The 25687-nt window shown below is 44.4% G+C and carries 23 protein-coding genes and 1 other annotated feature; of the genes, 7 read left to right on the top strand and 16 right to left on the bottom strand.

Annotated elements, in window-relative coordinates:
• Positions 1 to 109: 109 nt before the first annotated feature.
• The 8 genes from FB592_RS15835 to FB592_RS15870 form a co-directional block, all read right to left on the bottom strand.
• The gene (locus FB592_RS15835) at positions 110 to 871 is read right to left on the bottom strand and encodes an NAD-dependent epimerase/dehydratase family protein (RefSeq protein ID WP_141949759.1); all 762 of its coding nucleotides are present in this window, start codon (positions 869 to 871) and stop codon (positions 110 to 112) included.
• Positions 872 to 947: 76 nt separating this feature from the next.
• The gene (gene bioI / locus FB592_RS15840; protein ID WP_038828879.1) at positions 948 to 2135 is read right to left on the bottom strand and encodes a biotin biosynthesis cytochrome P450; all 1188 of its coding nucleotides are present in this window, start codon (positions 2133 to 2135) and stop codon (positions 948 to 950) included.
• A gap of 68 nt (positions 2136 to 2203) precedes the next feature.
• Positions 2204 to 3211 (bottom strand): biotin synthase BioB, encoded by a 1008-nt coding sequence (gene bioB / locus FB592_RS15845; protein ID WP_077671495.1) that lies wholly within the window; start codon positions 3209 to 3211, stop codon positions 2204 to 2206.
• 2 nt (positions 3212 to 3213) lie between these two features.
• A complete protein-coding gene (gene bioD, locus FB592_RS15850; protein WP_141949762.1) occupies positions 3214 to 3909 on the bottom strand; it encodes a dethiobiotin synthase in 696 nt (231 codons plus the stop codon).
• Positions 3906 to 5075 carry an 8-amino-7-oxononanoate synthase gene (gene bioF, locus FB592_RS15855; protein ID WP_141949764.1) on the bottom strand — a complete coding sequence of 390 codons (1170 nt, stop codon included), beginning with the start codon at positions 5073 to 5075 and terminating at the stop codon, positions 3906 to 3908. The genes bioD and bioF overlap by 4 nt, the downstream gene beginning before the upstream one ends.
• A complete protein-coding gene (gene bioA, locus FB592_RS15860; protein WP_021480339.1) occupies positions 5065 to 6411 on the bottom strand; it encodes an adenosylmethionine--8-amino-7-oxononanoate transaminase in 1347 nt (448 codons plus the stop codon). The genes bioF and bioA overlap by 11 nt, the downstream gene beginning before the upstream one ends.
• The gene (gene bioW / locus FB592_RS15865; protein WP_041851143.1) at positions 6401 to 7177 is read right to left on the bottom strand and encodes a 6-carboxyhexanoate--CoA ligase; all 777 of its coding nucleotides are present in this window, start codon (positions 7175 to 7177) and stop codon (positions 6401 to 6403) included. Before bioW ends, bioA begins: the two co-directional genes overlap by 11 nt.
• A 208-nt stretch (positions 7178 to 7385) precedes the next feature.
• Complete coding sequence (locus FB592_RS15870; RefSeq protein ID WP_041851112.1) at positions 7386 to 8285, bottom strand: dienelactone hydrolase family protein; 900 nt, start codon at positions 8283 to 8285, stop codon at positions 7386 to 7388.
• Between the two features lie 217 nt (positions 8286 to 8502).
• On the opposite strand from FB592_RS15870, the gene FB592_RS15875 reads away from it, so the two are divergent.
• Genes FB592_RS15875 through melA form a run of 5 tightly spaced genes read left to right on the top strand, consistent with a single transcriptional unit; the run spans position 8503 to position 13900 of the window.
• Complete coding sequence (locus tag FB592_RS15875) at positions 8503 to 9537, top strand: LacI family DNA-binding transcriptional regulator (RefSeq protein ID WP_041851113.1); 1035 nt, start codon at positions 8503 to 8505, stop codon at positions 9535 to 9537.
• A 33-nt stretch (positions 9538 to 9570) separates the two neighbouring features.
• On the top strand, positions 9571 to 10851 hold the full coding sequence (locus tag FB592_RS15880; RefSeq protein WP_141949766.1) for an ABC transporter substrate-binding protein: 1281 nt from the start codon (positions 9571 to 9573) through the stop codon (positions 10849 to 10851).
• The gene (locus tag FB592_RS15885; protein WP_141949768.1) at positions 10844 to 11755 is read left to right on the top strand and encodes a carbohydrate ABC transporter permease; all 912 of its coding nucleotides are present in this window, start codon (positions 10844 to 10846) and stop codon (positions 11753 to 11755) included. The genes FB592_RS15880 and FB592_RS15885 overlap by 8 nt, the downstream gene beginning before the upstream one ends.
• On the top strand, positions 11752 to 12582 hold the full coding sequence (locus FB592_RS15890; protein ID WP_014480612.1) for a carbohydrate ABC transporter permease: 831 nt from the start codon (positions 11752 to 11754) through the stop codon (positions 12580 to 12582). Before FB592_RS15885 ends, FB592_RS15890 begins: the two co-directional genes overlap by 4 nt.
• A gap of 19 nt (positions 12583 to 12601) precedes the next feature.
• Positions 12602 to 13900, top strand: a complete 1299-nt coding sequence (melA, locus tag FB592_RS15895; protein WP_141949770.1) for an alpha-galactosidase MelA — start codon at positions 12602 to 12604, stop codon at positions 13898 to 13900.
• A gap of 21 nt (positions 13901 to 13921) precedes the next feature.
• Here the strand turns inward: melA and FB592_RS15900 are convergent, their stop codons facing one another.
• The 3 genes from FB592_RS15900 to FB592_RS15910 all read right to left on the bottom strand — a co-directional run bounded on the left by FB592_RS15900 (position 13922) and on the right by FB592_RS15910 (position 17525).
• Positions 13922 to 14233, bottom strand: a complete 312-nt coding sequence (locus FB592_RS15900; RefSeq protein ID WP_004398993.1) for a rhodanese-like domain-containing protein — start codon at positions 14231 to 14233, stop codon at positions 13922 to 13924.
• 115 nt (positions 14234 to 14348) lie between these two features.
• Positions 14349 to 16763 carry a leucine--tRNA ligase gene (gene leuS, locus FB592_RS15905; RefSeq protein WP_070547656.1) on the bottom strand — a complete coding sequence of 805 codons (2415 nt, stop codon included), beginning with the start codon at positions 16761 to 16763 and terminating at the stop codon, positions 14349 to 14351.
• Positions 16764 to 16872: 109 nt separating this feature from the next.
• Positions 16873 to 17087: a binding site (T-box leader), on the bottom strand.
• 102 nt (positions 17088 to 17189) lie between these two features.
• On the bottom strand, positions 17190 to 17525 hold the full coding sequence (locus FB592_RS15910; RefSeq protein WP_003246114.1) for a DUF4257 domain-containing protein: 336 nt from the start codon (positions 17523 to 17525) through the stop codon (positions 17190 to 17192).
• Between the two features lie 404 nt (positions 17526 to 17929).
• On the opposite strand from FB592_RS15910, the gene ytvA reads away from it, so the two are divergent.
• Complete coding sequence (ytvA, locus tag FB592_RS15915; RefSeq protein ID WP_014477717.1) at positions 17930 to 18715, top strand: YtvA family blue-light photoreceptor; 786 nt, start codon at positions 17930 to 17932, stop codon at positions 18713 to 18715.
• Positions 18716 to 18951: 236 nt separating this feature from the next.
• Here the strand turns inward: ytvA and FB592_RS15920 are convergent, their stop codons facing one another.
• Entirely contained in the window at positions 18952 to 20145 is a 1194-nt protein-coding gene (locus tag FB592_RS15920; RefSeq protein ID WP_041851117.1) for an MDR family MFS transporter, read from the bottom strand.
• 188 nt (positions 20146 to 20333) lie between these two features.
• On the opposite strand from FB592_RS15920, the gene FB592_RS15925 reads away from it, so the two are divergent.
• A complete protein-coding gene (locus tag FB592_RS15925; protein ID WP_014477720.1) occupies positions 20334 to 21080 on the top strand; it encodes an LMBR1 domain-containing protein in 747 nt (248 codons plus the stop codon).
• 36 nt (positions 21081 to 21116) lie between these two features.
• Here the strand turns inward: FB592_RS15925 and bceB are convergent, their stop codons facing one another.
• The 4 genes from bceB to bceR all read right to left on the bottom strand — a co-directional run bounded on the left by bceB (position 21117) and on the right by bceR (position 25602).
• Positions 21117 to 23057 carry a bacitracin ABC transporter permease BceB gene (bceB, locus tag FB592_RS15930; protein ID WP_141949772.1) on the bottom strand — a complete coding sequence of 647 codons (1941 nt, stop codon included), beginning with the start codon at positions 23055 to 23057 and terminating at the stop codon, positions 21117 to 21119.
• Positions 23047 to 23808 (bottom strand): bacitracin ABC transporter ATP-binding protein BceA, encoded by a 762-nt coding sequence (gene bceA, locus FB592_RS15935; protein ID WP_103803281.1) that lies wholly within the window; start codon positions 23806 to 23808, stop codon positions 23047 to 23049. Before bceA ends, bceB begins: the two co-directional genes overlap by 11 nt.
• Before the next feature lie 101 nt (positions 23809 to 23909).
• The gene (bceS, locus tag FB592_RS15940) at positions 23910 to 24914 is read right to left on the bottom strand and encodes a two-component sensor histidine kinase BceS (RefSeq protein ID WP_141949774.1); all 1005 of its coding nucleotides are present in this window, start codon (positions 24912 to 24914) and stop codon (positions 23910 to 23912) included.
• Entirely contained in the window at positions 24907 to 25602 is a 696-nt protein-coding gene (gene bceR, locus FB592_RS15945; protein WP_038828831.1) for a two-component response regulator BceR, read from the bottom strand. The genes bceS and bceR overlap by 8 nt, the downstream gene beginning before the upstream one ends.
• Between the last annotated feature and the right edge of the window lie 85 nt (positions 25603 to 25687).

A 25687-nucleotide genomic window follows, 5' to 3' on the forward strand; every position in this document is an offset into this window, starting at 1 on the left:
TCTGTGATTGCCATGTCTATAATCATTTGAACAGAGTCCCTGGCCGGGCGGGGGCTTCCGCGAATTGAGACCGATAACAAAAGAAAAAGAGCATAATCTTAGAAAATGATTATGCTCCGTTCTCCTCCTCGTTCAGAAGTTCGGCCGTATTGATTTGTGGCGAAAACCCAAGTTCATTCACGGCAGATTCAATGGACCATGGCCGGCCCGGATTATCAGAGACGGCGTAATAAGTGCCGTACCGGATATTGGTCTCAATAGCGGCTTTAAAAATCGACAGCAGATCGGGGTGAGAAAGCAGTGTCTTTTTCGTCCGTTCTTTTTCATGCAGCGTATCCATTTCATCTGTCACGACTGTTCCGATTCGAAGGTTGATTACTGATAGCTTATTTTCCAAATAAAACAAATGGCCAATCTGTTCAGAGGTCAGCTTTAATACACCGTACAAGTTTTTTGACAGCGGATAATCGCTTGTTGTGATTTCCCGTCCTAAGAGCGAGCGCCCGTCTTTTTCGTATACATCTGTGACATGATTGCTGCTGGCGAACACGAGCTTTTGAATGCCGAGCTCCGCTGCCGCACGGCACAGATAATAGCTTGCCCTATAGAAAACATCCGTCATTTTTTCAAACTCAGCGATGTCCATAATATCGTATTTGATTTTAACAGCGAGTAAATTCAAGATGGCATCGGTATCTTTTGGAATCTTCTTCAACAGCTCCTCATAATTTGCCGCGTCAGCCTGAATGGAAGAGGCTTTGCCATCGAAATGATCTTTATCAAGCACTGTCACTTCATAGTCTGAAATAAGCCCTTCAGCAAGCAGTCTCCCAATCACACCATTTCCGCCGACGATCAGCACTTTTTTCACGATGTTCACTCCCCTTTTTTATAGATTGCCCATTTTCGGCGGGGCTGACACTTTTTTGGCACTCATATTCTTAGGATTATTCAAAAGTCACCGGCAGCTCCTCAAGCGCCCGAAATCCAAAAAGCGGCCGATACCGCCATTCAAAATCCGCGAGCTTAAGGCTGGGCATCCGCTGCAGAAGAGTGTTAATCGCAATTTGCGCTTCTAATCGTGCCAGCGAGGACCCTAAACAAACATGATGGCCATGACCGAATGAAAGATGCTGATTAGGACTTCTCGTAATATCGAAGACATCCGGGTTCGTGAAAATGCTTGGGTCTCGATTAGCCGCTCCTAACAAAAGATAGACTTGCTCTCCTTGACGGATCGTCACCCCGCTGATGTCAATATCCTCTGACGCAACTCTGGCTGTCATTTGCGTGGGGCTTTCATAGCGTAAACATTCCTCAACTGCGGTACCAATAAGATCTGGATTTTCTCTCAGTTTCAAAAGCTGTTCTGGATGCTGCAGCAGACAAAGGACTGAATTGCTGATGAGATTAACCGTTGTCTCATGTCCGGCGATCGCCAGCAATATGCACGTAGATGCCGCCTCCTCTTCCGTCAGCTTATCCTTTTCTTTCCCCTTCAAGAGCATGCTGATCATATCCTGTTGAGGGTGGCGTTTTCGCTTTTGAATCAGCTCTTTGAAATATGCCATAGCCTGCACAGCCATATGATTGCCCTCTGTTAATGCCTTTCTTGACCGGGTAAAATCAATCGTTTGAATGAGACTCGCAGCCCACTCCTTTAATTGCTCCCTATCTTCCTCCGGTACACCTATAATGTTAGCTATGACAAAGCTTGCTAAAGGAAAAGCAAAGTCCGAAATGACCTCCATTTTTTTTTCACCTTGCACTTGATCAAGCAAATGATGGACAGTTTCAATGATATACGGCTGATAACTCTCTGTCGCTCTCGGCGTAAACGCTCCGCTGGCAAGCGTCCGCAATCGTCTATGATCAGGCTGGTTCTGAAACAGCATCATTTGATTTTGCACATGTGAAAGGTCCTGATATTTGGTTGAGCTCTCAGGCAGCGGGGTGCGGACTTTGAATCTCGCATCTTTCAAAATAGCAGCCGTTTCTTCATATCCTGTGACATACCAGCCCGGGTATTTTAAGAAACTCCCTTTATAGATAGGATGAACAGCTCGCAATGTGTCGTAAAAAGAATATGGGTTTTTCAAAAACTCAGAAGATGCAGTTGACGATGCAATTGTCACGTGATTTTCTCCTTTCTGTTCAAAAATAAAAACAATCGACATCATACCGATTGCTTTTATTGATTCTTTCAGCTTTTCGCACTTAAACTAGCCTTCATTTCTTCGACTGATTCAACTTCAAAGCCTAAATCACTCAGCATTTTATGATCCTCCGTCTCCTCTTGCCCGGCAGTTGTTAAGTAGTCTCCGACAAAAATGGAGTTTGCGGCGTAAAGCCCTAATGGCTGCAATGTGCGGAGATTGACCTCTCTTCCTCCGGAAATGCGAATTTCTTTTGATGGATTGATAAAACGGAACAGCGCCAGCACTTTTAAACAATACAGCGGGTTTAATTCGTTGACGCCTTCTAACGGCGTGCCATCAATTGCATGCAAAAAATTCACCGGAATGGAATCCGCGTCAAGAGCCTTCAAGCTTTTGGCGATGTCAATGACATCCTGTTTCGTCTCCTTCATCCCGATAATGGCGCCTGAACACGGAGACAACCCCGATTCTTTTGCGATTTCAACCGTATTGACTCTGTCATCGTATGTATGTGAGGTCGTGATGTTTGAATGGTTCCTCTGTGACGTATTCAAATTATGATTATAGCGGTCTACTCCGGCATCTTTGAGACGCTTCGCCTGCTCTGGCTTCAACAGTCCGAGACACGCACAAACCTTCAGTCCATACGTCTCTTTAATTTCCTGAACCGCATCTACGACCTGATCCACTTCTCTGTTAGACGGCCCTCTGCCGCTTGCCACGATACAATATGTGCCAATATTCAGATCGTGCGCCCGCTTCGCGCCTTCAAGCAGCGTTTCCTTATTCACCATCCGATAAGACTCAATCGGCGCTTTCGAAATCGCAGACTGTGAACAATAGCCGCAGTTTTCCGGGCAGAGCCCGGATTTCGCATTCATAATCATATTGAGCTTTACTTTTTTTCCATAAAAGTGTTTTCTGATATGAAAAGCTCCATGCATTAATAGCAAAATATCTTCATCAGGACAATGTAATATTGAAAGCGCCTCTTCGTCAGTCACTTCTGCTCCAGCCAGCACCCGGTCTGCAAGTTCCATCCATTGATTCATTCTCATACCCCCACTTGATTCATCAGTAATGATAGATTGATATGGTCTTTTACCATATGTAGAACCGTTTCTTTCGTAACGTTGGCAAGCTTTGGCGTAACCCCTAAAATCGGAACACCGCATAAGCGCTCAATCATCTCAGGATTGGTTTTTTCATCTTCATCAGGAGAGTCACTGATTCCATTGATGATAATTCCGGCAATTGGAAGCCCCATGCTTTCTGCATATTTGACAGTTAAAAAGGTATGATTAATGGTTCCAAGGTGAGGACGTGCCACAATAATCATGGGAAGCTGCAACGCTTTTATGACATGACTGACCAAATAGTCCTCTCCCAATGGCACAGAAATACCGCCTGCACCTTCTACGATGAAGCATTCATGTTTTTCTCTAATCCGCCCCCAATGGCTTAAAACCTCTTCCATGGTGACAGTCTTTCCCTCAAGTTTCCCTGCAACGTATGGTGCAAGCGGCGCCTTGAAGGCAAAAGGCGTAATGTCTTCATGAGAAAGACCGGTCTGTGACATGTCTTTCAGCAAACTTGTATCACTATCTGGATGATGACGCGATATCCCGCTTAAAAATGGTTTATACACACCGACATCTTTGTTATGTTCTCGCAATAAAGCGGCGATTCCGCTGGATATAACCGTTTTCCCCACTTCTGTATCTGTTCCTGTCACAAAAAAACCCCTCAAATGATGTGCAGCTCCTTTCCGATTGAATGAAATGTTTGCAGCAAATGATCAATATCACCCGTACTGTGATCCGACGTGATTGTGATTCGAATCCGGCTTTCACCTGGCGCAACGGTCGGCGGCCGAATGGCAGGAGCATAAATTCCCTTGCCCTGCAGCTTTTCAGCAAATAGGACCGTTTTATGGGCATCGCCGATGACCACGGGAATAATCGGCGTGTGATCTCCTTTCACGACATAACCCATATTCTTCAGACTGGTTCTGATCATGCTGATATAAGAAAATAAAAGCTGTCGTTTTTCCCTGCTGGCTTCAATGATGTTGAAAGCCTCGTGAGCAGCCGCACAGCTGGCTGGCGGAATAGCGGTTTGAAAGATAAATGTTCTGGCATGGTTCAGCAAAAAGTCGATGAAGACCGCTGATCCTGCCGCAAAACCTCCTTCCGTACCAACAGCTTTGCTTAAGGTGCCGATCACAATGTCAGGACAAACACCAAAGTATTCACTCGTTCCTCGTCCCGAATCACCCAAAACTCCTGTTGCATGGGCATCATCAACGACCACGAAGGCATGATAGCGTTTCGCAAGTGAGATGATCTGATCAAGAGGGGCGATTGTGCCATCCATGCTGAATACCCCGTCTGTTACGATAAAACGGCGCTGATAACGCTGTGTTTCATTCAGCTTGTTTTCAAGATCATTCATATCAATATGCCGATAAACAACTGTATCAGCCTTAGAAAGTCGGCAGCCGTCAATAATACTTGCATGATTGAGCTGGTCACTTAAAATGACATCTTCCTTTTCTGGCAAGGATGAAAGGACACCGACATTGGCCAAGTAACCGCTCGAAAACAGCAGGGCCGCTTCTGTCCGTTTAAAGCTGGCAATCTTCTTTTCTAGCTTTTCATGCCAGACCGAATTGCCTGTCGTTAAACGTGAACCGCTGCTTCCTGTCCCAAATTGCTGCAATGCTGTTTGGGCTGCATCGATCAAACGTCTATCGCTTGCGAGCCCTAAATAATTGTTTGAGGACCAGACCGTTTGATTTTCGCCATCAATGTTCCTCTCTGGAACCGGTGCCCCATTCATTGACCGCAGGTTACGGTGTACGCCGGCTTCCTTTACTATGTCTAACCGCTCGTTTAACCAGGAATCAATCTTCAAGGCTCGTAACCTCGTGGATCGCTTGTTTCATAATGGCAACCATTTCCGAGAGCTCTTCAGCTGTGCTGGCAAGAGGAGGAAGAAATGCAATCACGTCCCCAAGCGGCCTTGTCAGCATTCCTAACTCTCTCATTTTTAAGGAAACTTTGTATCCAATCCGCCGATCAGCCGGGTAAGGTTCTTTGGTTTCCTTTGACCGGACAAGCTCTGCACCGCACATAAAGCCAAGCTGCCGAATATCCCCAACATGAGGAAGAGCGTGCAGATCTTGAAGAAGAAAATGGAGCTTTTTACTTTTTTCCGCTACTTGTTCCACAATGTTTTCAGATTCAAATAATGCCAGATTTTCAAGCGCAACCGCACAGCCAAGCTGATTGCCTGTATAGGAATGGCCATGGAAAAAGGTTTTTAGGTTTTCATAATCATCATAAAATGCCTTATAGATGTCTTCAGTGGCAAACGTAACGGCAATTGGCAAATAGCCTCCTGTAATGCCTTTACCGGCAGCCATCAGATCAGGCTGGACATTCTCGTGCTCGCACGCAAACATTTTTCCTGTACGGCCAAAGCCTGTAGCGACTTCATCAACGATCATTAAGACATCGTATGTTGTACATAGCTCGCGCACCCCTGCCAAATATCCTTCCGGCATCACGATCATACCGGACGCGCCTTGTACTATTGATTCAATGGAAAGCGCGGCAATTCCCTCGTGATGTTCCTTAAGCAGCTGTTCAAGCTCTCGGAGGCACTGATCACGGCACTCATCAGGATCACCGCTTTCAGAGCGATACACATAAGGAATCGGGGCCTTGTAACTCTCGAACATCAACGGGCCGTATACGTGGTGAAAAAGCTCAATTGAACCGACACTGACGGCGCCAATCGTATCACCGTGATACCCGTTTTTCATTGCGATGAATTTTTGTTTCTCGGGCTTCCCGATGTTCTTCCAATACTGAAACGCCATTTTTAGGGCTATTTCCATCGCTTCTGCGCCGCTGTCTGAATAAAAGACCCGCGTGAGCTTTTTTGGGCTGATATCGATTAATGTCTCGGCAAGCTGGGTTGCTGGAACATTGGTCATGCCCAATAACGTGGAGTGCGCAATTTTTCCGAGCTGTTTTTTTATGGCGTCATCTAGTTCTTTTTTGCGGTGTCCGTGGACATTAAGCCAAACTGATGAAAAACCGTCATAGTATTCCTTGCCATTTATGTCTTTGACTTTGATTCCAGTCCCGCTTTCGATGATTAAGGGGTTTTCATCATAATCTTTCATTTGGGTAAATGGCAGCCAGAGGTGCTTTTTACTTTTTTCTATCAAATCATGAGTCATGGTCTTCCTCCCACTCGATTAAAATAGGCTGCTTCTCCAGATCATGTATGTACGTGTTTACATCATTGGATCCATCAATAAAAAAGACTCGGCAGCCCTCTTCAGTCCCGTATTCTTTCATTGCTGTAATACGCTGATAGCCCATTTTCTTACCCGCAACATAGCCTGTTATGTAATCCGGATCGTCCGACCAGCATAATTCTGCAACGGCTGCCGGGTGCCAGCTTACCTTTGAAGCGAGCGCAAGGGCCTCTTTTATTCTTGAATGAGCTGGCACGTGACTGTGAAGCGCCCATTTTTCAAAATTAGCGTCCGGCCAATCCATTCTGGAGACCCGCACCCCTTTTTCTTTTGTTTGATCCATTCGCTTGCCTGTATGAATATCAAACAACACCGCACCCCTGACATCTGACCATTCAGGGATTTGTTCATATGCTTTTTCAATCACGTCTCGTGAAACGCCTTCTTTTTCCAATAACAATCGGGCAAGCTTTTGTCCTTCTTCCGGGCAGCTCACTTCATTCGTATACACAAGCAATGGCTGAATGGTTTTTATCGATTCATGTACCTCTTCAAATTGAATTTGCATAAAATCAGGTTTTCCTCTTGAATGGGATAACCCTTTTTCTAATAAAGCATTGACTGTATGCTTCATCTCATGGAAAGGAATAAGCCGTTCTCCGCCGGATATATGCTTTCCGCCGTCTTCATGAGATCCATTCATAGAAGCCCTCATTCTGACACTATAAAAAGTTTCTTCTTGCATCATTTCTCGCCCTTTCACTGAAACTGAAGAACGTGTAGTGCTTCTCACCTCAATTGTTAACCAATTATATTTAAAGGTTAACAATTAGAATATATTATTCTCTCCTGTTTCTGTCAATAGAAGAAAGGATCGATTTATGGCAGTTGGTTAAAAGGAAACAAAAAGACCGTTTTCACACAAAACGGTCTTTTTCGATTTCTTTTTACAGTCACAGCCACTTTTGCAAAAACCGGACAGCTTCATGCCTCATAACTGCTGTTTCGAAATGTCCCGAAGCAGAACGGACCACTCGGTAGCAATCAGAAGCTCCCTGTCCAGCATAGACAGCTGTCAATTCTTTTTCGATTTTGTCCACGCCCTCGGCCGGCGTTAACCGATCGTGTACACCAACAAGACTAAGGTGCGGGCGCGGCGCGATCAGGCCTTGGATCTCCGATGCGGAAAAATGCTTTGCAAGCGATGGGACGTAATAATAAAAGCCGTGCCTATCAAGATTCTGTGTTTTGATCAGCACGTGATGATCCACCTGGCTGCACAAATCCACACACACCTTAATCCGGTCATCGAGCGCCGCTGTCCACCACGCCATCAAACCTCCCATAGACATGCCGATGGTTCCGATCCTGTCAGGCTGAACATCAGAGCGTGACTGCATATAGTCCAACGCACTTAAACTGTCATAAATCATCATCCCCCACATCACTTTTCCGGTGAGAAGCATTTCTTTAAATATCTCGCTTTCCGCTTTTCCCCGCCGATCTCCAAATCCCCAATGATCAATCGCAAGAACGCCGTATCCGAGTGAAGTAAGCTCATCAGAAAAAGAAGGCGTTTTCAAATAATCCGCTCCCTCAATCAGCTCACTTTTTCCCCTATCATACTGGCCCCCATGCGAATGCTGAAACAATACGGCTGGGCACGGTCCTTCTGTTTTCTTCGGCTTCACAAAATAAGCGGGCACCTTTTCATGTCCATTTAAATCGAGCAGGAGCGTTTCAACAATATTTTCTTCTCTTTCTTCAATACGTAATGTCTCAACACTGATTGGCCTCCGATCAGGCAAATCACCAAGCAAACGAAACAGTTGCTTTCTTCTTTCGACTCTCATCCCATCACCCTTCCTTTTTCGCTTACTTCACATTTACGAGACAGATCTGGGTTCCCCTTTATTTTTCCAACATAAATCACATCATTTACTAAATATTTAGTAAATATAACGAAATATTCCGAAAACAATTATTGTAACCGCTTACTTTTATATGATAGTATCAATTTATCAAAAACAGATGAGTTAATATTTTACTAAATAGATGAGAGGGATACCCATGGTTCGTATTAAAGATATCGCCTTGAAAGCTAAAGTTTCCAGCGCAACTGTGTCCAGAATTTTAAATGAAGATGAGTCGCTTTCTGTTGCGGGCGAAACGAGACAAAGAGTCATCAACATCGCTGAAGAGCTTGGTTATCAAACCGTTGCCAAACGCCGAAAATCCCGCGGGCAAAAACAGCGGGCTCAGCCGCTGATCGGTGTGTTGAGCTGTCTGTCCCCTGATCAGGAAAGGCAGGACCCTTATTTTTCTTCCATTCGGAAAGGGATTGAAAAGGAATGCTTTGAACAGGAAATTTTCATTACAAATTCGATTCATCTCGGCTCCTTTCAGGAACATATCTTTCGGGAATTGGATGGTGTCATTGTCATCGGCCGTGTTCATGATGAAGCGGTTAAGCATATCAGCGGGAGGCTGGAGCATGCCGTATTTATCAATCATTCACCAGATCCGCAAGCATACGATTCGATTGGAATCGATTTTGAATCGGCTTCACGCCAGGCGATTGATCACCTTCTCGACTTAGGCTACAAACGGTTAGGCTACATTGGCGGACAAGAAAAAGAGCATACGCTGAAGGACGGCCAAAGCATTCGCAGAACGATTGAAGATAAACGCCTGACCGCTTTTTTGGAGTCAGCCGCCCCCCAGCCTGAGCATGTGCTGATCGGAGAATACAGCATGCGTGAGGGCTATCGCCTGATGAAGAAAGCAATCGATCAAGGCCATCTGCCGGAAGCATTCTTTATTGCCAGCGATTCTATGGCGATCGGCGCATTAAAAGCGCTTCAGGAAGCCGGACTGCAAGTGCCGCGGGATACCGCAATCGTCAGCTTTAACGGCATTGAGGAAGCTGAATTTGCCAGCACGCCTTTAACGACGGTGAAGGTATACACAGAGGAAATGGGCCGGACAGGCGTAAAACTGCTGCTTGACCGTCTCAATGGCCGAACGCTTCCTCACCATGTCACCCTGCCTACAACATTAATCGTAAGACAAAGCTGCGGATGTACAGCAAAGGAGGTGACATAAGCAAAGATTCATCACGATGATAAGGAGGAAAAGATGAAACACACTTTTGTTTTATTTCTCTCTCTTATTCTGCTTGTTCTGCCCGGGTGTTCAGCAGAGAAAAGCTCAGCAGATACCGCAAAAAAGACGTTAACCATTTATTCTACAATGTCAACCGACAGTGAAAGAGATACGTTCAGAAAACTAGCGGCAGCATTCGAAAAGGAACACAGTGACATTCATGTCAGCCTTCATTTCCCAGGCAATGACTATGAAAATATGATGCGTGTCAGAATGGCGGCCAATGATTTGCCAGATCTATTCGATACACATGGCTGGGGGAAAATCAGGTACGGTGAATATACAGCGGATCTCCGGGATATGGAATGGACTCAAGATCTTGATCCCAATTTAAACAGCATCCTCAAAAATAAAAGCGGAAAGGTGTATGCCTATCCGATCAATCAGGCAAAAGACGGTCTGGCGTATAACCGCAATATTTTAGACCGTTACGGCATTGCTCCGCCGGAAACCATGGATGACTTTATCAAAGCACTGAGAACGATTAAAGAAAAGAGCAAGGGAAGCATTGTTCCCTTCTGGTTTGCCGGCTATGACAAAAGCTCATTCGCTCAATATTACGACCAATTCGCTACACCTCTTCTCATCACAGACCTTGCCCATAATGAAAAAAAACAGCTCATCAATGGCACTTTTCAATGGAGTAAATTCACTTATTTATCAGAAATCCTCAAACAAATGCAGAAAGAAAAATTGATTAACATCGACGCCGTCACGGCAAAAAAATCACAGCTCATTGAATTAATGGCCCAAAACAAAATCGCCTTTACAATGCAAGGCGGCACCCTCGGCCAAGACGTTGCCCAGATCAATCCGAACGTCAAGATCGGCATTATCCCGACACCCGCCATACATCCCGGTGATAACCCGATATGGATCGGCGGTGAACGCTACACGCTTGCAGCATGGAAAGATTCGCCTCAATTAATAGAGGCAAAAGAATTTATCGCATTTATGGCCCGCCCGGCCAATGCCAAACAAATGGCTGAAGCCACATCGCTTCCTTCAGGGCTGACCAATGTGAAAGCTGATATTTTCTACGCAAACGATTATGAGCATTATCAAGATGTCAAAGTCGAGCCTTACTTCGACCGGTTATACTTGCCAAACGGAATGTGGGATGTCCTGGGCACGGTTGGGCAGGAGCTCGCGGCTGACATTTTGGGGCCTCAAGACATTTCGCAGAAGCTGGGAAGAGAATATAAACGACTCCGGGAGCAATCGGAAACACAGGGAGCTGAAAACAATGAGTGAGATCGCAAGGGACGTTCATGTGAAACAGGTTAAGCCAAAAAAACAGTCCTCACTTTGGTGGATGTACATTCCTGCTTTGCTCTCCGTTCTGGTCTTTATGATTTATCCGTTTGTGAAAGGCACATTGATTACCTTTACAAACTGGAACGGCTTTTCACAAGTTTACCAATGGGTTGGATTCGCGCAATATGAAAGGCTGTTTTCTGATCCTGATACTTGGCATATCTTAAAAAACACTCTGCTTTACGGGCTTGGCAGCACCTTTTTTCAAAATGTGGTCGGGCTTCTGTACGCTCTGCTCTTAAATCAAAGCATTAAAACGAAAGCGGTAACAAGAATAATTGTGTATTTGCCGGTGATGATCAGCCCGCTCATTATGGGCTACATTTGGTACTTTTTCTTCTCCTATGACGGAGGCGCGCTCAACGATTTGCTCGGGGTCTTCGGCATCAGCCCTATTAATGCGCTCGCCAGTCCCTCGCTCAATCCATGGATCATTGTCATGATTAACACCTATCAATATGTCGGGATCGCTATGGTTGTCTACTTAGCCGGTCTGCAAAGCATTCCGAAAGACTACTATGAAGCGGCGCAAATGGATGGCGCGAAACAAGGCCAGCAGTTTTTTACCATCACGCTGCCGCTGTTAATGCCCTCCATTACCATTAATATGGTCATCAACATTATCGGAGGCTTAAAGCTGTTTGACGTCATCATTGCACTCACCGCTGGCGGCCCCGGAAATGCGTCACAATCCATGTCCACATTTATGTATGATTTGTATTTCAAACGGCAGGATGCCGGCTATGCCGCAACGCAAGGCATATTTATGGCATTTGTCATTTTGATCATCAGCTTTTGCGCGCTTGCGTACTTTAAAAGAAAGGAGACGGAAATGTCATGAGAGCCGCCCGTACAAAAAGCATGCGGATCATTACGCTTCTTGCAGCCATTGTGGCCTGTGCGCATTTTATTCCTTTTTATATCCTGCTGACCACTTCATTGAAAGCAAAAGGAGACTACAGTTCGAAATGGATATTTCCAGCCGACATCTCCTTTCATAATTTTTCAGAGGCGTGGGAGCGCGCTTCGCTAGGAAACTCTTTTATAAACACCATGATCATCACAGGTTTTTCTGCCTTGTTATTAATTATATTCGGCTCACTTGCCGCCTACCCGCTTGCCCGGCGGGAAACAAAACTGAATAAAGCCGTTTTTGCCTTGCTGATTTCCATTATGATCATCCCTCCGTTAACGTCCATGGTTCCTTTGTACCGAATGGTCGTGGACGCCGGAATGGTCAATACACACGCAATCGCCATTTTCATCAATACAGCGGCTTACATGCCTTTAACCGTATTCTTATATTCAGGCTTTATCCGATCGACCATTCCAAAAGAGCTTGAAGAAGCCGCAAGAATTGACGGCGCAGGCATGCTGAAAATCTTTTTTACGATTGTGTTTCCTCTGCTGAAGCCGATCACTGCGACCATCTGTATTATTTCTTGTGTCTTTATTTGGAACGACTATCAATTTGCCATTTTCTTTTTACAAGATCAAAAGGTTCAGACATTAACAGTAGCCATGGCAGGTTTTTTCGGAGAAAACGCAAACAACCTTCATTTAGTTGCCGCAGCGGCACTTATGGCAATGCTGCCGATGGTTGTTCTGTTTTTGGCGCTGCAAAAATACTTTATTGCCGGCCTGTCTTCCGGAGCGGTAAAGGGTTAACATTAAAGGAGGAAGCAATATGAAAAAGATTACATTTATCGGTGCAGGGAGCACGATTTTCGCCAAAAATGTTTTGGGAGACTGCCTGTTAACAGAAGCACTGAATGGATTTGAGTTCGCTCTTTACGACATTGATCCCAAACGCCTGCAGGAATCCCAGCTCATGCTCGAAATTCTAAGAGACCGTTATAACCCAAGTGTGGCCATCAACAGCTATGATGACAGAAAACTCGCCTTGCAAAACGCAGGCTATGTCATCAATGCGATTCAGGTTGGAGGATACAAACCGAGCACAGTCATCGATTTCGAGATTCCTAAACGGTATGGGCTGCGCCAGACGATCGCCGATACAGTCGGCATCGGCGGGATATTCAGATCTCTCAGAACAATCCCGGTCTTATTTGATATCGCAAAAGATATGGAGGAAATGTGCCCTGACGCATGGTTCTTAAACTATACAAATCCAATGGCCACTCTTACAGGCGCCATGCTCCGCTATACCAATATCAAAACAATCGGGCTCTGCCACAGTGTTCAAGTGTGCACGAAGGATTTATTTAAAGCTCTCGGAATGGAGCATGACGGAATTGAGGAACGCATCGCAGGTATCAATCATATGGCTTGGCTTTTGGAAGTCAAAAAAGACGGCACAGATTTATATCCAGAAATCAAAAGGAGAGCGAAAGAAAAACAAAAAACAAAGCATCATGATATGGTGCGGTTTGAATTAATGGATAAGTTCGGCTATTATGTCACGGAATCGTCCGAACATAACGCAGAGTATCACCCATACTTTATTAAACGGAATTACCCTGAATTGATCAGCGAGCTGCAAATCCCGCTCGACGAATATCCGAGAAGGTGCGTCAAGCAGATTGAAAATTGGGAGAAAATGCGGGATGACATCGTCAACAATAAAAACCTTACGCACAAACGCTCAAAGGAATATGGTTCAAGAATTATAGAAGCAATGGAAACAAACGAACCATTCACCTTCGGAGGAAACGTCTTGAATACAGGGCTGATCACCAACCTTCCTTCAAAAGCGGTTGTGGAAGTGACATGCGTCGCCGACATAAAAAAAATTACACCGTGCTTCGCCGGAGAACTGCCTGAGCAGCTTGCCGCCTTAAACCGGACGAATATTAATACACAGCTGATGACAATCGAAGCGGCTGTCACACGGAAAAAAGAAGCGGTTTACCAAGCTGCAATGCTTGATCCGCATACAAGTGCGGAGCTTTCCATGAAGGACATCATCTCCATGTGTGACGATTTATTTGCAGCACACGGCGATTGGCTTCCGGAATACAAATAAAAACTAGGGGACCGCTCTCCCCTAGTTTTTTGGTTTTGTTTCGCCTTCCCATGCCATCATGCCGCCTTCAACATTGACTGTTTTAAAGCCTTGCTCATCCAGGTACTTGCAGACGTTCATGCTGCGCATTCCTGAGCGGCAGATAAATACGTACTCTTTGTCTTTATCAAGGGTTTCCATTTTTTCAGGAATATCCCCCATGCGAATATGAACGGCTTGCGGGATCATGCCTTCCGCTACCTCTTCATCTTCTCTGACATCAATTAAATATAATTCTTCGTCCGCCTCAATTTTTTCTTTCAAAGCGGCTGTGCTGATTTCTTTTATTTCCAAAGAAAACACTCCTATTCACAGTGATCATGTTCAGTATATCAAAGTCAGCTGAACGATTGCTATTCTGAGACTGATGAAAAAAATCCCCTTTTGGCAAAGGGGATTTTTTCTAGGCTTAGTTTGCCACAATATTGACAAGCTTGCCAGGCACCGCGATGATTTTCCGAATCGTTTTGCCTTCAAGCTGCTCTTTGACCTTTTCATCTGCTTGAGCAAGCTGTTCCAGCTGTTCTTTCGTTGCATCGGCAGGAACCTGTAATTTCGCTTTTACTTTTCCGTTCAGCTGAACAACGATTTCAACTTCATCATCCACAAGTTTTGTTTCATCATATACAGGCCAAGCTTCGTAGGCAATTGTGCCGGAATGGCCAAGCTTCTCCCAAAGCTCTTCCGCTAAGTGTGGCGCGATAGGAGAAAGAAGCTTCACGAAGCCTTCCATATATTCTTTCGGCAGTTCTGTTGCTTTATAAGCTTCATTAATAAAGACCATCAGCTGGGAAATACCTGTGTTGAAACGAAGGCCTTCATAATGGTCTGTGACTTTCATAACCGTTTCATGATAGACGCGCTCCAATGTTTCACCAGCGCCTTCAACGATTTTGCCATTAAGCTCACCGTTTTCTTCAACAAATAGGCGCCATACACGGTCAAGGAAACGACGCGCACCGTCTAATCCTGATTCAGACCAGGCGATTGAAGCATCAAGAGGTCCCATGAACATTTCGTACAATCTCAGCGTATCAGCGCCGTGAGAGGACACGATTTCGTCAGGGTTGACAACGTTCCCTTTAGATTTACTCATTTTTTCGTTATTTTCGCCGAGAATCATTCCTTGGTTGTACAGCTTTTGGAACGGTTCTTTCGTCGGCACTACGCCGATATCATAAAGGAACTTATGCCAGAAGCGCGCATACAGAAGGTGAAGCACGGCATGCTCTGCACCGCCGATATACATATCGACCGGAAGCCATTTTTCCAATTTTTCTGGTGATGCCAGCTGATCCGGATTGTGCGGATCAATATAGCGCAAGAAATACCAGCAGCTTCCCGCCCATTGCGGCATTGTATTCGTTTCTCTTCTTCCTTTTTTCCCTGTCTCAGGGTCTGTGACTTCCACCCACTCTTTAATGTTCGCAAGCGGTGATTCGCCCGTTCCGCTCGGTTTGATTTCATCCGTTTTCGGCAAAATCAGCGGCAGCTCCTCTTCAGGGACAGCTGTTGACGTTCCGTCTTCCCAATGAATGACCGGAATCGGCTCGCCCCAATAACGCTGGCGGCTGAAGAGCCAGTCACGAAGACGGTACGTCACTTTCTTCTCACCGTTTTTCGTTTCTTCCAGCCAAGCGATCACTTTCTCAATCGCTTCCTGTTTGTGAAGGCCGTTCAGGAAATCAGAGTTCACGTGCTCGCCGTCGCCAGTATAAGCTGCTTCCTCAACGTTCCCGCCTTTTACGACTTCCTTCACCGGAAGGCCAAATGTTTTGGCGAATTCAAAATCACGCTCGTCGTGGCCTGGAACTGCCATGACAGCACCTGTTCCGTATGATGCAAGAACATAATCCGCAATCCAAATCGGCAGTTTTTCTCCGTTTACAGGATTGATCGCATACGCTCCTGTGAATACGCCTGTCTTTGTTTTCGCAAGATCTGTGCGTTCAAGGTCACTCTTTGATTGTATTTCTTTGATATAAGCTTCAACAGCTTCTTTTTGCTCAGCCGTTGTGATGTTTTCCACCAATGCGTGTTCCGGGGCAAGGACAGTGTATGTAGCGCCAAACAGCGTATCTGGTCTTGTTGTAAACACCGTAAAGGAATCATCATGTCCATCTATTGCAAAATGAACGTGAGCGCCTTCCGAACGGCCGATCCAGTTGCGCTGCATATCTTTAATGCTTTCCGGCCAATCAAGCTCTTCCAAATCCTCAAGGAGCCTGTCCGCATAAGCGGTGATTTTCAGCATCCACTGCTTCATTGGGCGTCTCTCTACCGGATGGCCGCCGCGTTCGCTCTTGCCGTCAATGACTTCTTCGTTGGCAAGAACAGTACCGAGCGCAGGGCACCAGTTTACAGGCACTTCGTCAACGTAAGCAAGGCCTTTTTCGTATAGCTTTAAGAAAATCCATTGCGTCCATTTATAGTATTCAGGGTCAGTCGTATTGATTTCGCGATCCCAGTCATATGAGAAGCCAAGCGCTTGAATTTGGCGGCGGAAGTTATCAATATTCTGCTTCGTAAACACAGCAGGGTCGTTCCCTGTGTCAAGGGCGTATTGTTCAGCTGGCAGGCCGAATGCGTCCCAGCCCATTGGATGAAGGACATCATAGCCCTGCATGCGCTTCATGCGGGACAGAATATCCGTAGCTGTGTATCCTTCAGGATGGCCGACGTGCAACCCAGCTCCAGACGGATAAGGAAACATGTCCAGCGCGTAAAATTTTTGTTTTTCATTATTATCAAGAGTGGCAAATGTTTTGTTTTCAAGCCAATATGTTTGCCATTTCTTTTCTATCTCTTTGTGCTGAAAACTCAAAGTAAAAACCTCCTTCTGATTGAATACGGCGTGTATGGTTCAAGTATTGACGGGAAGGAGAGGATTATATTCAGAATATTCCCAAACTAAAAAAAACTCCCTCATCCCAAAAAGGGACGAGAGACTTTCGTTTTCCCGCGGTACCACCCTCGTTAGCGCGGCATACGCCGCACTCACTTGATACTTTTAACGCAGTTATGCGTCAGCGGCTTTTCACCGCTGCAACTCTGAGGTGAGTTCGGAAACAAACTTGATTGACTTTCACCAGCCGTCAACTCTCTGCAACAATATCTGTTTCTTACTGCTCCTCTTCATTGTTCTTATCGCAACCGTAATCTAACTGTATTTTATAGAATTCTGTTCATAAGTGCAAGCAGGTTTGTATACAATGGGAATGTACCCTGAACGGGCGAAGATTGAGGACAATTATTCGGGTGGAGTTTTGGTTTGACGTTTGGACTCGGCCGGTTCGCCGCCGCTGTTCAGTTCTCTCACAAAGTCAAAACTTCTGAGAACAGCTTCACCGCCGTAGCCTGAGATAATGGATAAGATGACAAGTTGAATTCCTGAATCGGGGTCAGCGGATAATACAAGTAAAATGGAAGCTGTCATTCCGATAAACCAATCTTCCAAAAATCCAAGGTAGATAAACCGCTTCGTCATTCTGGGCTTCTCCAGTCTGCCTCTCTTTTTCACATGACCGAGAATCCCCATGATTCCTCCAATTACACAAGCAATAAGTACCTGATGCAGCATCTTCATCATCACCTTCCTAAAGCCCTTATTTCGTAAAGCGACTTCAGGCCATCCAGCCCCCTTAAACGATTCCGATGATTTTCGATATCTACATACCGGCAAATCTGTAAAAAGCTTGTTTCTTCCATTATATGTGAACACATGATCGGTAAGCTTGATGCATTGGATTCATTTTTCACCCAGTGACATTTACCTAGTCACCTATTTAGCATGTAGAAAACCTTTCCGTTCATATGTTCATATTCTGTTCTTATTTTTAGTGTATACGAGGACAAGCCCTAATGACAAACAACAAACTGCACTTGCTTGAATCAGAACATGTGTTGTGCTACGGTTACTGTAGAATTCATTTTAAAAAAGGGGAATATCAGGCTTTCGCATAGCAAGCTGACGGCCTAAGGGGGATTTATATGGCTAGTTTTCAATCATTTGGGATACCAGGACAGCTGGAAGTCATCAAAAAAGCGCTTGATCACGTGCGAGTCGGTGTGGTAATTACAGATCCCGCACTTGAAGATAATCCTATTGTCTACGTAAATCAAGGCTTTGTTCAAATGACCGGCTACGAAACCGAGGAAATTTTAGGAAAGAACTGCCGCTTCTTACAGGGGAAACACACAGATCCTGCAGAAGTGGACAACATCAGAACCGCTTTACAAAATAAAGAACCGGTCACCGTTCAGATTCAAAACTACAAAAAAGACGGAACGATGTTCTGGAATGAATTAAATATTGATCCAATGGAAATAGAGGATAAAACGTATTTTGTCGGAATTCAGAAAGACATCACCAAGCAAAAAGAGTATGAAAAGCTTCTCGAGGATTCCCTCACGGAAATTACTGCACTTTCAACTCCTATTGTCCCGATTCGCAATGGCATTTCAGCTCTTCCGCTAGTCGGAAACCTGACAGAGGAGCGATTTAATTCCATCGTTTGCACATTGACGAATATCTTATCAACATCCAAAGATGATTATTTGATCATTGATTTATCCGGATTGGCCCAAGTGAACGAACAAACGGCCGACCAAATTTTCAAGCTGAGCCATTTGCTGAAATTGACTGGAACTGAGTTAATCATTACCGGCATTAAGCCTGAATTGGCCATGAAAATGAATAAATTGGATGCCAATTTTTCGTCGCTGAAAACATTTTCAAATGTAAAGGATGCCGTTAAAGTGCTTCCGATTATGTAAAAAGATCCCGCTTATCCGGCGGGATCTTTCAGATTGTTGACAAAATCCTAAAATGGTTTTCATTTTAAGATTTTGTCATCTTTTCAGCGTGATTGAAAACCCTTGAAGTCTAGGAAGGACGAGCATAGGAGCGGAGCGAATGTTCTAATTCGTGAGCACCGAAGCGCAGGCCTGACAACGAATGCGAGGGTTTGTCGACACGCTGAAAGATCCCGCTCATTCGGCGGGATCTTTTATTATGAAGAGATTGATGCCTGCTTATTTGTTTCTTTAGCTGATTTTATCCGTTTGTCATATAGAAGCGTTGTGGCAATACTGATCAGCAGCAATACCAACAGAGATAAAACAAGGGCCTTAATGCCGTAATGATCGACAAGCACTCCTCCGAACAGGGGACCAATCATTCTGCCGCCTGTCGCCGCACTGTTGACAAAGCCTTGATAAAAGCCTTCTTTCCCTTTAGGGGCGAGCTGATTGGCAATTGTCGGCACAGCAGGCCAAACAAGCATTTCTCCGATCGTCAGGATCACCATCGCAGCGAGAAACATCGGAAATTGCTTTGCAGTCAGCAGCATGCTGAAAGACACAATAAAAATGATAAAGCCGATGACCATTTGCGCTTTTAGCGACTCGGCCCATTTTTTCACCACAAAACTGACGAGCGGCTGGCCGAGCACAATTAGAATTCCGTTAACCGTCCAGAGCACGCTGTATAAGGAAAGAGATATTCCAATGCTTTGTGTGTACGAAGCAATTGTGGTGGACCATTGAGAATAAGCCAGCCATCCGAGTACATAGCCTCCGCTTAAAATGATCAATGCGGCAAATTTTGCTTTGCTGTTCACAGCATCATAATCAAGCACGGATGTTTGGGATGCATCGCCCGTCTGAATATTTCGAAATCCGAAATATACAACAAAGAAAAAGATCAGATACAATACGGCATTTGCCAAAAATACATATGAAAACGAGAAAGATGCCACGACACCGCCAAGTGCTGAACCGACGGCCACACCCGCGTTTTGCGCGACATATATCGCATTAAATGCCTTCCTTCCCCCTTCAGGCCATACCGATCCCGCCATTGCGTAGCTGGCCGGAAAAACTACACCGGAGCCAAAGCCCACAATCGTCAGCAGCACAATATAGGCTGGCCAATCATGAAAAAAGACAAGACCCATCAGGCTTGCTAACGTAATGGCTATCCCAAGCATAATCGATTTAAAACCGCCGATTTTATCAAACAAAAAACCTCCGCATAAATTACCAGCCACACTGGCGCCGGAATTCAGCATCAGGACAAGTCCGGCTACTGTTAACGACTTTCCTAAATGATTATGGATATAAATCGTATTCAGCGGCCATAAAAAAGAAGCACCCGTCACATTGATAAACATTCCAATGACTAAAATTTTAAGAGCACGCGGCATACTTATCCCCCTTTCTTACCTAAAAAAGCTCATGAAAAAAACGAAACCTAAAACGGCTCCGTACGAATCCAGTTATCATAGCACATTCATTCTATCTGTCTCTCTCACATTTTTCAACTGATGAGCGTGAAAAAATCTAACAAATATTGTTTGAAAAATGTAAAATAAATAGAAAAAGGGGTCATATTATGGAAATGGTATTAGCATTCTTAGGTTTTCTGGCATGTCTCATTGCACTGGGCTATGGATTATATCACTTTGTCAGATATGTACTGAAAAAGGAAAAACGTTTCTCCAAGAGACTTTTTTGGCCGCTTTTCATTGGAGGCCTTGTGCTGCTCTTTACCGGGGCAGCATTGGCAGAACCTGACACTTCCGCAGCAAATGCCGAGAAAAAATATTCAGCGCTAAACGCCGAATACAAAAACCTCACAAAAGAGCATGAAGAACTTGAGAAAGAATATAAATCTGTCAGCTCTGAAGCAAAGAAATTAAAAGACAACAAAGAAGATCAAGACAAGCTTGAGAAGCTTAAAAACGAAAATAGCGATCTAAAAAAGACTCAGAAATCATTAAAAGCTGAGATTAAAGAGCTTCAAGAAAATCAAAAGCAGCTCAAAGAAGATGCAAAAACGGCAAAGGCTGAAAATGAAACACTCCGACAAGATAAAACAAAGCTTGAAAATCAATTAAAAGAGACGGAAAGCCAAACCGCCAGTTCTCATGAAGACACTGGAAGTTCTTCAAACAATACGAGTAAAAGTGATGAAACCAAAACAGCTGACAAAGCAGAAGGCTGTAATATCAAAGGAAGCAAAAACGGCATCTACCACACGCCAGGCAGTACATACTATGACCGGACAACCGATCCGGCTGAAATGTTTTGCTCAGTTGAAGAAGCTGAAGCCGCCGGTTATAGGGCGCCAAAACGATAAACAAAAAGCTCCAGAATGTCTGGAGCTTTTTCTGTTTCACAACGACGATTTAATGACCTTCTTATAATAAAGAACTGACAGAAAACCAAAAATGGAGTAGAGCGCAGTATATAACACCATCACCATAATCATAGGCGCCCATACCTCTGATCCGAATAAGAACCAGCCGGATTGGACGGCAAAGTAACTGTGGAAGAGGCCGACAACGAGCGGAATGCCGAAGTTGTACATTTGTTTGATGCGTATTCCCTTTATTAGGTCGCCCTGCGTAAAACCGAGTTTTCTTAAAATCGTATAGCTCGGTTTTTCATCTTCACTTTCACCCATTTGTTTAAAATAAAGGATACAACCTGATGTAATCAGGAACGTTAACCCTAAGAAGCCGACGATGAACATCACCATACCAAACAGTGATTTTTGCGCAGCACTTGTATCCAGTCTTGATAAATGCTCGTTTTTCTTGTTCACCTGTTGAAAAAGCTCATTTGCTTTTTCCATTTGATCGTCATGTTTCACATTGACGCCGATAAATGTAGATTGCGCCAGCTGAATGCGGGGGTCCTTATCCTTGTTCAGCTGTTGAAACAGGCTGTCATCCACAATGACAGCGGGCATGCCCCCGCTTGTAAACGTGTAGGATACAAGAAACTCTTCTCTTAATCCTTTATATTTTAATGGCTGCGTCTCATGTTTGCTTTTTATTTTAATAATACCAGAGTCCTTGAAAACCATTATTTTTTGCAGCAAGTCGGTGTATCCTGAGAAAACGGCTTCTCCAGCCGCCACATCGACTCCTTTTACATCTTTGTCGCTAACAACAGCAAGCTGCATATTGCTGGGATCGCCCTGCATCTCTTTCGGAGTTCCATCCATGATATTTGCAATGTCAACATTTGCTTGCAGGACAGGTGTTGCCTTTTTTACAAACGAGATGTTGCTTTCCCTCAATCTGTTTTCAAATAACTTGGCATCTTTCTCATTCATGAATGAAAAATCAGCCGCTACATTTTGTTCAGCGGTCTTTTCTGACGAGTAATACGAGATGTAAGCAAGAGATAACAGCCCGATGGCGAGCGCTGAAACGGTTGTAATAATCGTCAGCAGCAAGGCGTTCGATTTCATTCTGAACATGATCGATGACAGTGACAGGACCTCAGAAATATTTAAGTAGCCGCCCTTGCTTTTTCGAATGATATTCGAGATAAACGTAACTGATCCTTTATAAAACAAAAACGTCCCGATAATGACGCTCCCCAGAATGAAGCTCATCGCACCAAACAGTTCATTAATGGTCTTAAATTTTCCGCCAAACAGCTCAGAAGACACATAGTATCCTGTCAAAATCAACACGATGCCTAAAGCGCCGATTATCATTTGGAAAAATGATATTTTCTTTACTTTGTCTTCAGTGGAGGACGTTACTTTAAACAAAGATAAAATACTCTGTTTTTTGATAAACGTATAATTCATGATCATGATCAAAAGGTAAATGCCGCAGAACACAATGACCGTTTGGACCAAGGCCTGCTCAGAAAAATGCAGTTTCGCATCCGCTTTGACATCGACAATTTTGAACAGAATCATCAAGACAAGCTTCGATATCGAAAACCCGGCCGCTACCCCGATCGCTAATGAACCGAAATACAGCATGACATTTTCTGCACTTAAGATGCGAAAAATTTTATGCTTCGTCATTCCAATTAATTGAAACAGCCCGATTTCTTTACTCCGTCTCTTAATAAAAATCGTATTGGCATATAAAATGAAGATCGCGACCACAGCCACAAGCAAAATCGAAGCGGTTTTAATAGCCGCAGCTCCCTTGATCGAAGCCTTCACTTCGTTAATTGCTGGGTCATACTGCAGCGTGACAAAGGCGAAATAAAGCGCCACGCTAAAGATGAGCGCAAACACATACAGATAGTAATTACGAAGATTCTTTTTCAAATTTCGCAGGATGAGCTGATTAATGTTCATGCTGCACCCCGCCTAACACGCCTTGCGTTTTCATAATATCCTGGAAAAACGTCTGCCTGTCCTGGCCCCCTTTATTCAGCTGTGTATACATTTGCCCGTCCTTAATAAAAATGACTCTGCCGCAGTAGCTGGCAGCGACGGGATCATGGGTAACCATAATAATCGTGGCGTTTCGTTTTTGATTGAGCTGGCTCAGCTTATTTAATAGATCAGAGGCCGATTTCGAATCAAGCGCGCCGGTCGGTTCATCAGCGAAAATAATGCTCGGGTCATGAATAAACGCTCTTCCGGCGGATGTTCTCTGCTTCTGGCCGCCGGAAATTTCATTCGGGTACTTATCCCGCAATTCATATATTCCCAGTTCCTTTGCAACTTCCTCAAACTTGCGATTGGCTTCCTTTTTTGACAGTTTCGTGATTGATAATGGTAGAAGGATATTTTCTTTCACTGTCAATGTGTCTAACAAATTGTAATCCTGAAAGATAAAGCCTAAATGCTGTTTTCTGAATTCAGCCAGCTGCTTTTCCTTCATAGCCGTCATGTCATTTCCATTAATATGAATGGTTCCGTGACTGACCTGATCGATTGAGGACAGTACATTAAGCAAAGTGGTTTTTCCTGACCCGGAAGCACCCATAATACTGACGAATTCGCCCTTTTCAATGTGAAGATCAATGCCCTTCAGCACTTCCTGTTTATTCAGCTTGTTTCCATAACTTTTTCGAATTTTATTCGCTTCTAAAATCACCATTTACGCAGTCTCCTTTATATTGGATAATCTCATTATAAAAAGGAATGCCGGGCTTTTCCTTCGATACGGCGAACAAAAAAGAAAAGCATGTGACATTTTCGTCACACGCTTATGACATGTTCAAATTGATTCCGTCTTGGAAAGATTAATGTAAAAACTGTCCCCGCACCGAACTCCGACTCAACATCAATAAGGATCAATAACGGCGCCGCTGCTTTTTTTGCCAAGTACAGCCCCATGCCAGTTGACGCTTGATCATGGTGATCCGTTGTGGATGTAAACCCTTTATCAAAAATACGCGGTACATCTTTTGGATCAATGCCCCTGCCACAGTCTTTCACTTGGAGCTGCGTCTGTTCCCCTTTTTGAAAGCTTTTGATCTCGATTTCAGAGGCTTCGCTGTATTTCACCGCGTTTGTCAGCAGCTGCCTGATGATAAACGCCAGCCATTTTGCATCGCTCAGCACTTCTTTGGCATCGAGCTGTATGTCAAAACCGATCCCTTTTTGGATACACCACGATTGTAAATCTTTGATTTCTTTAAAGATCAAAGGCTGAAGCTGAATGAATTCTACAGACAGATCGTTTTCAATAAATGATATCCGTTTTTGATGAAGCTGCTGATCAAGAAGCAGGTGAATTCGCAGCCATTCATATGACAGCTGGGATTTCAGTGCTTTTTCTTCCATTCTATCAATGATTAAATGCATCGCTGTTAATGGAGTTTTGACCTCATGGATCCATGCCATCAGCTCATCTTTTTCATTTTCCAATGCTAAGCGATGCCGTGCTGCGGTCTGCTTCAAGTGTTCTGTTTGCCCGGCAATGCTTCTTTCAATCATTGCTTCAAACGGCGTTTCCGGTTCATTTATGGCTGTCACATCGAGATTGTTCTCCCATGTTTTCAAGCTTTTATAAAACGCTGTTTCTTTCCGATAGCGGAACCAAAGGAATATGATAAAAAACAAGATGCACAAATACACCATATAAAGTACATTCCCAAATGATATGGAAGGATCGACAAAAGCAATGAACAGCATCAAAGCCTGCTGAAACAAAAACGCGGCAATCCAGCTCCGCCTTTCGATAAGGAATGCTTTAATCATAGAACTTGTCCTCTTCCTTCGCGATGTAGCCCTGGCCCACCTTTGTCTCGATATATGCACCTAGCTGCAGGACCTCCAGTTTTTTTCGCAGGCGATTGACATTGACGGTCAGCGTATTATCACTAACAAAACGCTCATCGTTCCACAAGCTTCTGATCAGCTCTTCCCGGCTGACGATCTTGTTTTTTTGCTCTATTAGTTGTTTAAGAATGAACATCTCATTTTTGGTCAGTTCAACAGATCCTTTGTCATTGCTGACGAGGTTCTGCTCCGCGTCTACAGCAGCGCCGCACCACGTTTTAATCGTACTCGGCTCCGTATTATAATGGTGCACACGCCGGAACATCGCTTGGATTTTCGCAATCAGCACATCAAAATGAAATGGCTTTTGGATAAAGTCATCTGCCCCGAGCTGCATGGACATCACCATATCAGCAGGATGATCCCGGGAGGATAAAAAGAGAATCGGAACATTTGACCGGGAGCGGATCTGCCGGCACCAATGAAAGCCGTCAAATTTAGGCAGCTGTACATCAATAATGACACAATCAGGATTAACCGCCGCAAATTCCTGCAGCACCTGACTGAAATCCTGAATGCCGTATACATCATAGGACCATCCCGTTAAACGATCCTTGATTTCATGAAACAGCGATTCATCATCTTCAATCAGCAAAAGTTTAAACAATCAATTCACCGCACTTTTTCCTTTTTTATCAAGTGTATAGCAAAACGCTATTATGTGCTATAGAAAAAGCCGGCTGTCTCAGCCG

The sequence above is a fragment of the Bacillus sp. SJZ110 genome (assembly GCF_006715455.1).
In the GTDB taxonomy this organism is placed as follows: Bacteria; Bacillota; Bacilli; order Bacillales; family Bacillaceae; genus Bacillus; species Bacillus subtilis.

What these genes read in the sequence shown, in the direction of transcription:
- melA (WP_141949770.1), top strand. Translation starts at nt 12,602, where the DNA reads ATGAAAAAGATTACATTTATCGGTGCAGGGAGCACGATTTTCGCCAAA.
- bceS (WP_141949774.1), bottom strand. Translation starts at nt 24,914, where the DNA reads ATGATTAAAGCATTCCTTATCGAAAGGCGGAGCTGGATTGCCGCGTTT.
- bioW (WP_041851143.1), bottom strand. Translation starts at nt 7,177, where the DNA reads ATGCAAGAAGAAACTTTTTATAGTGTCAGAATGAGGGCTTCTATGAAT.
- FB592_RS15885 (WP_141949768.1), top strand. Translation starts at nt 10,844, where the DNA reads ATGAGTGAGATCGCAAGGGACGTTCATGTGAAACAGGTTAAGCCAAAA.
- bceA (WP_103803281.1), bottom strand. Translation starts at nt 23,808, where the DNA reads ATGGTGATTTTAGAAGCGAATAAAATTCGAAAAAGTTATGGAAACAAG.
- FB592_RS15925 (WP_014477720.1), top strand. Translation starts at nt 20,334, where the DNA reads ATGGAAATGGTATTAGCATTCTTAGGTTTTCTGGCATGTCTCATTGCA.
- ytvA (WP_014477717.1), top strand. Translation starts at nt 17,930, where the DNA reads ATGGCTAGTTTTCAATCATTTGGGATACCAGGACAGCTGGAAGTCATC.
- FB592_RS15890 (WP_014480612.1), top strand. Translation starts at nt 11,752, where the DNA reads ATGAGAGCCGCCCGTACAAAAAGCATGCGGATCATTACGCTTCTTGCA.
- FB592_RS15880 (WP_141949766.1), top strand. Translation starts at nt 9,571, where the DNA reads ATGAAACACACTTTTGTTTTATTTCTCTCTCTTATTCTGCTTGTTCTG.
- FB592_RS15875 (WP_041851113.1), top strand. Translation starts at nt 8,503, where the DNA reads ATGGTTCGTATTAAAGATATCGCCTTGAAAGCTAAAGTTTCCAGCGCA.
- FB592_RS15920 (WP_041851117.1), bottom strand. Translation starts at nt 20,145, where the DNA reads ATGCCGCGTGCTCTTAAAATTTTAGTCATTGGAATGTTTATCAATGTG.
- FB592_RS15910 (WP_003246114.1), bottom strand. Translation starts at nt 17,525, where the DNA reads ATGAAGATGCTGCATCAGGTACTTATTGCTTGTGTAATTGGAGGAATC.
- bioA (WP_021480339.1), bottom strand. Translation starts at nt 6,411, where the DNA reads ATGACTCATGATTTGATAGAAAAAAGTAAAAAGCACCTCTGGCTGCCA.
- bioB (WP_077671495.1), bottom strand. Translation starts at nt 3,211, where the DNA reads ATGAATCAATGGATGGAACTTGCAGACCGGGTGCTGGCTGGAGCAGAA.
- FB592_RS15870 (WP_041851112.1), bottom strand. Translation starts at nt 8,285, where the DNA reads ATGAGAGTCGAAAGAAGAAAGCAACTGTTTCGTTTGCTTGGTGATTTG.
- bceB (WP_141949772.1), bottom strand. Translation starts at nt 23,057, where the DNA reads ATGAACATTAATCAGCTCATCCTGCGAAATTTGAAAAAGAATCTTCGT.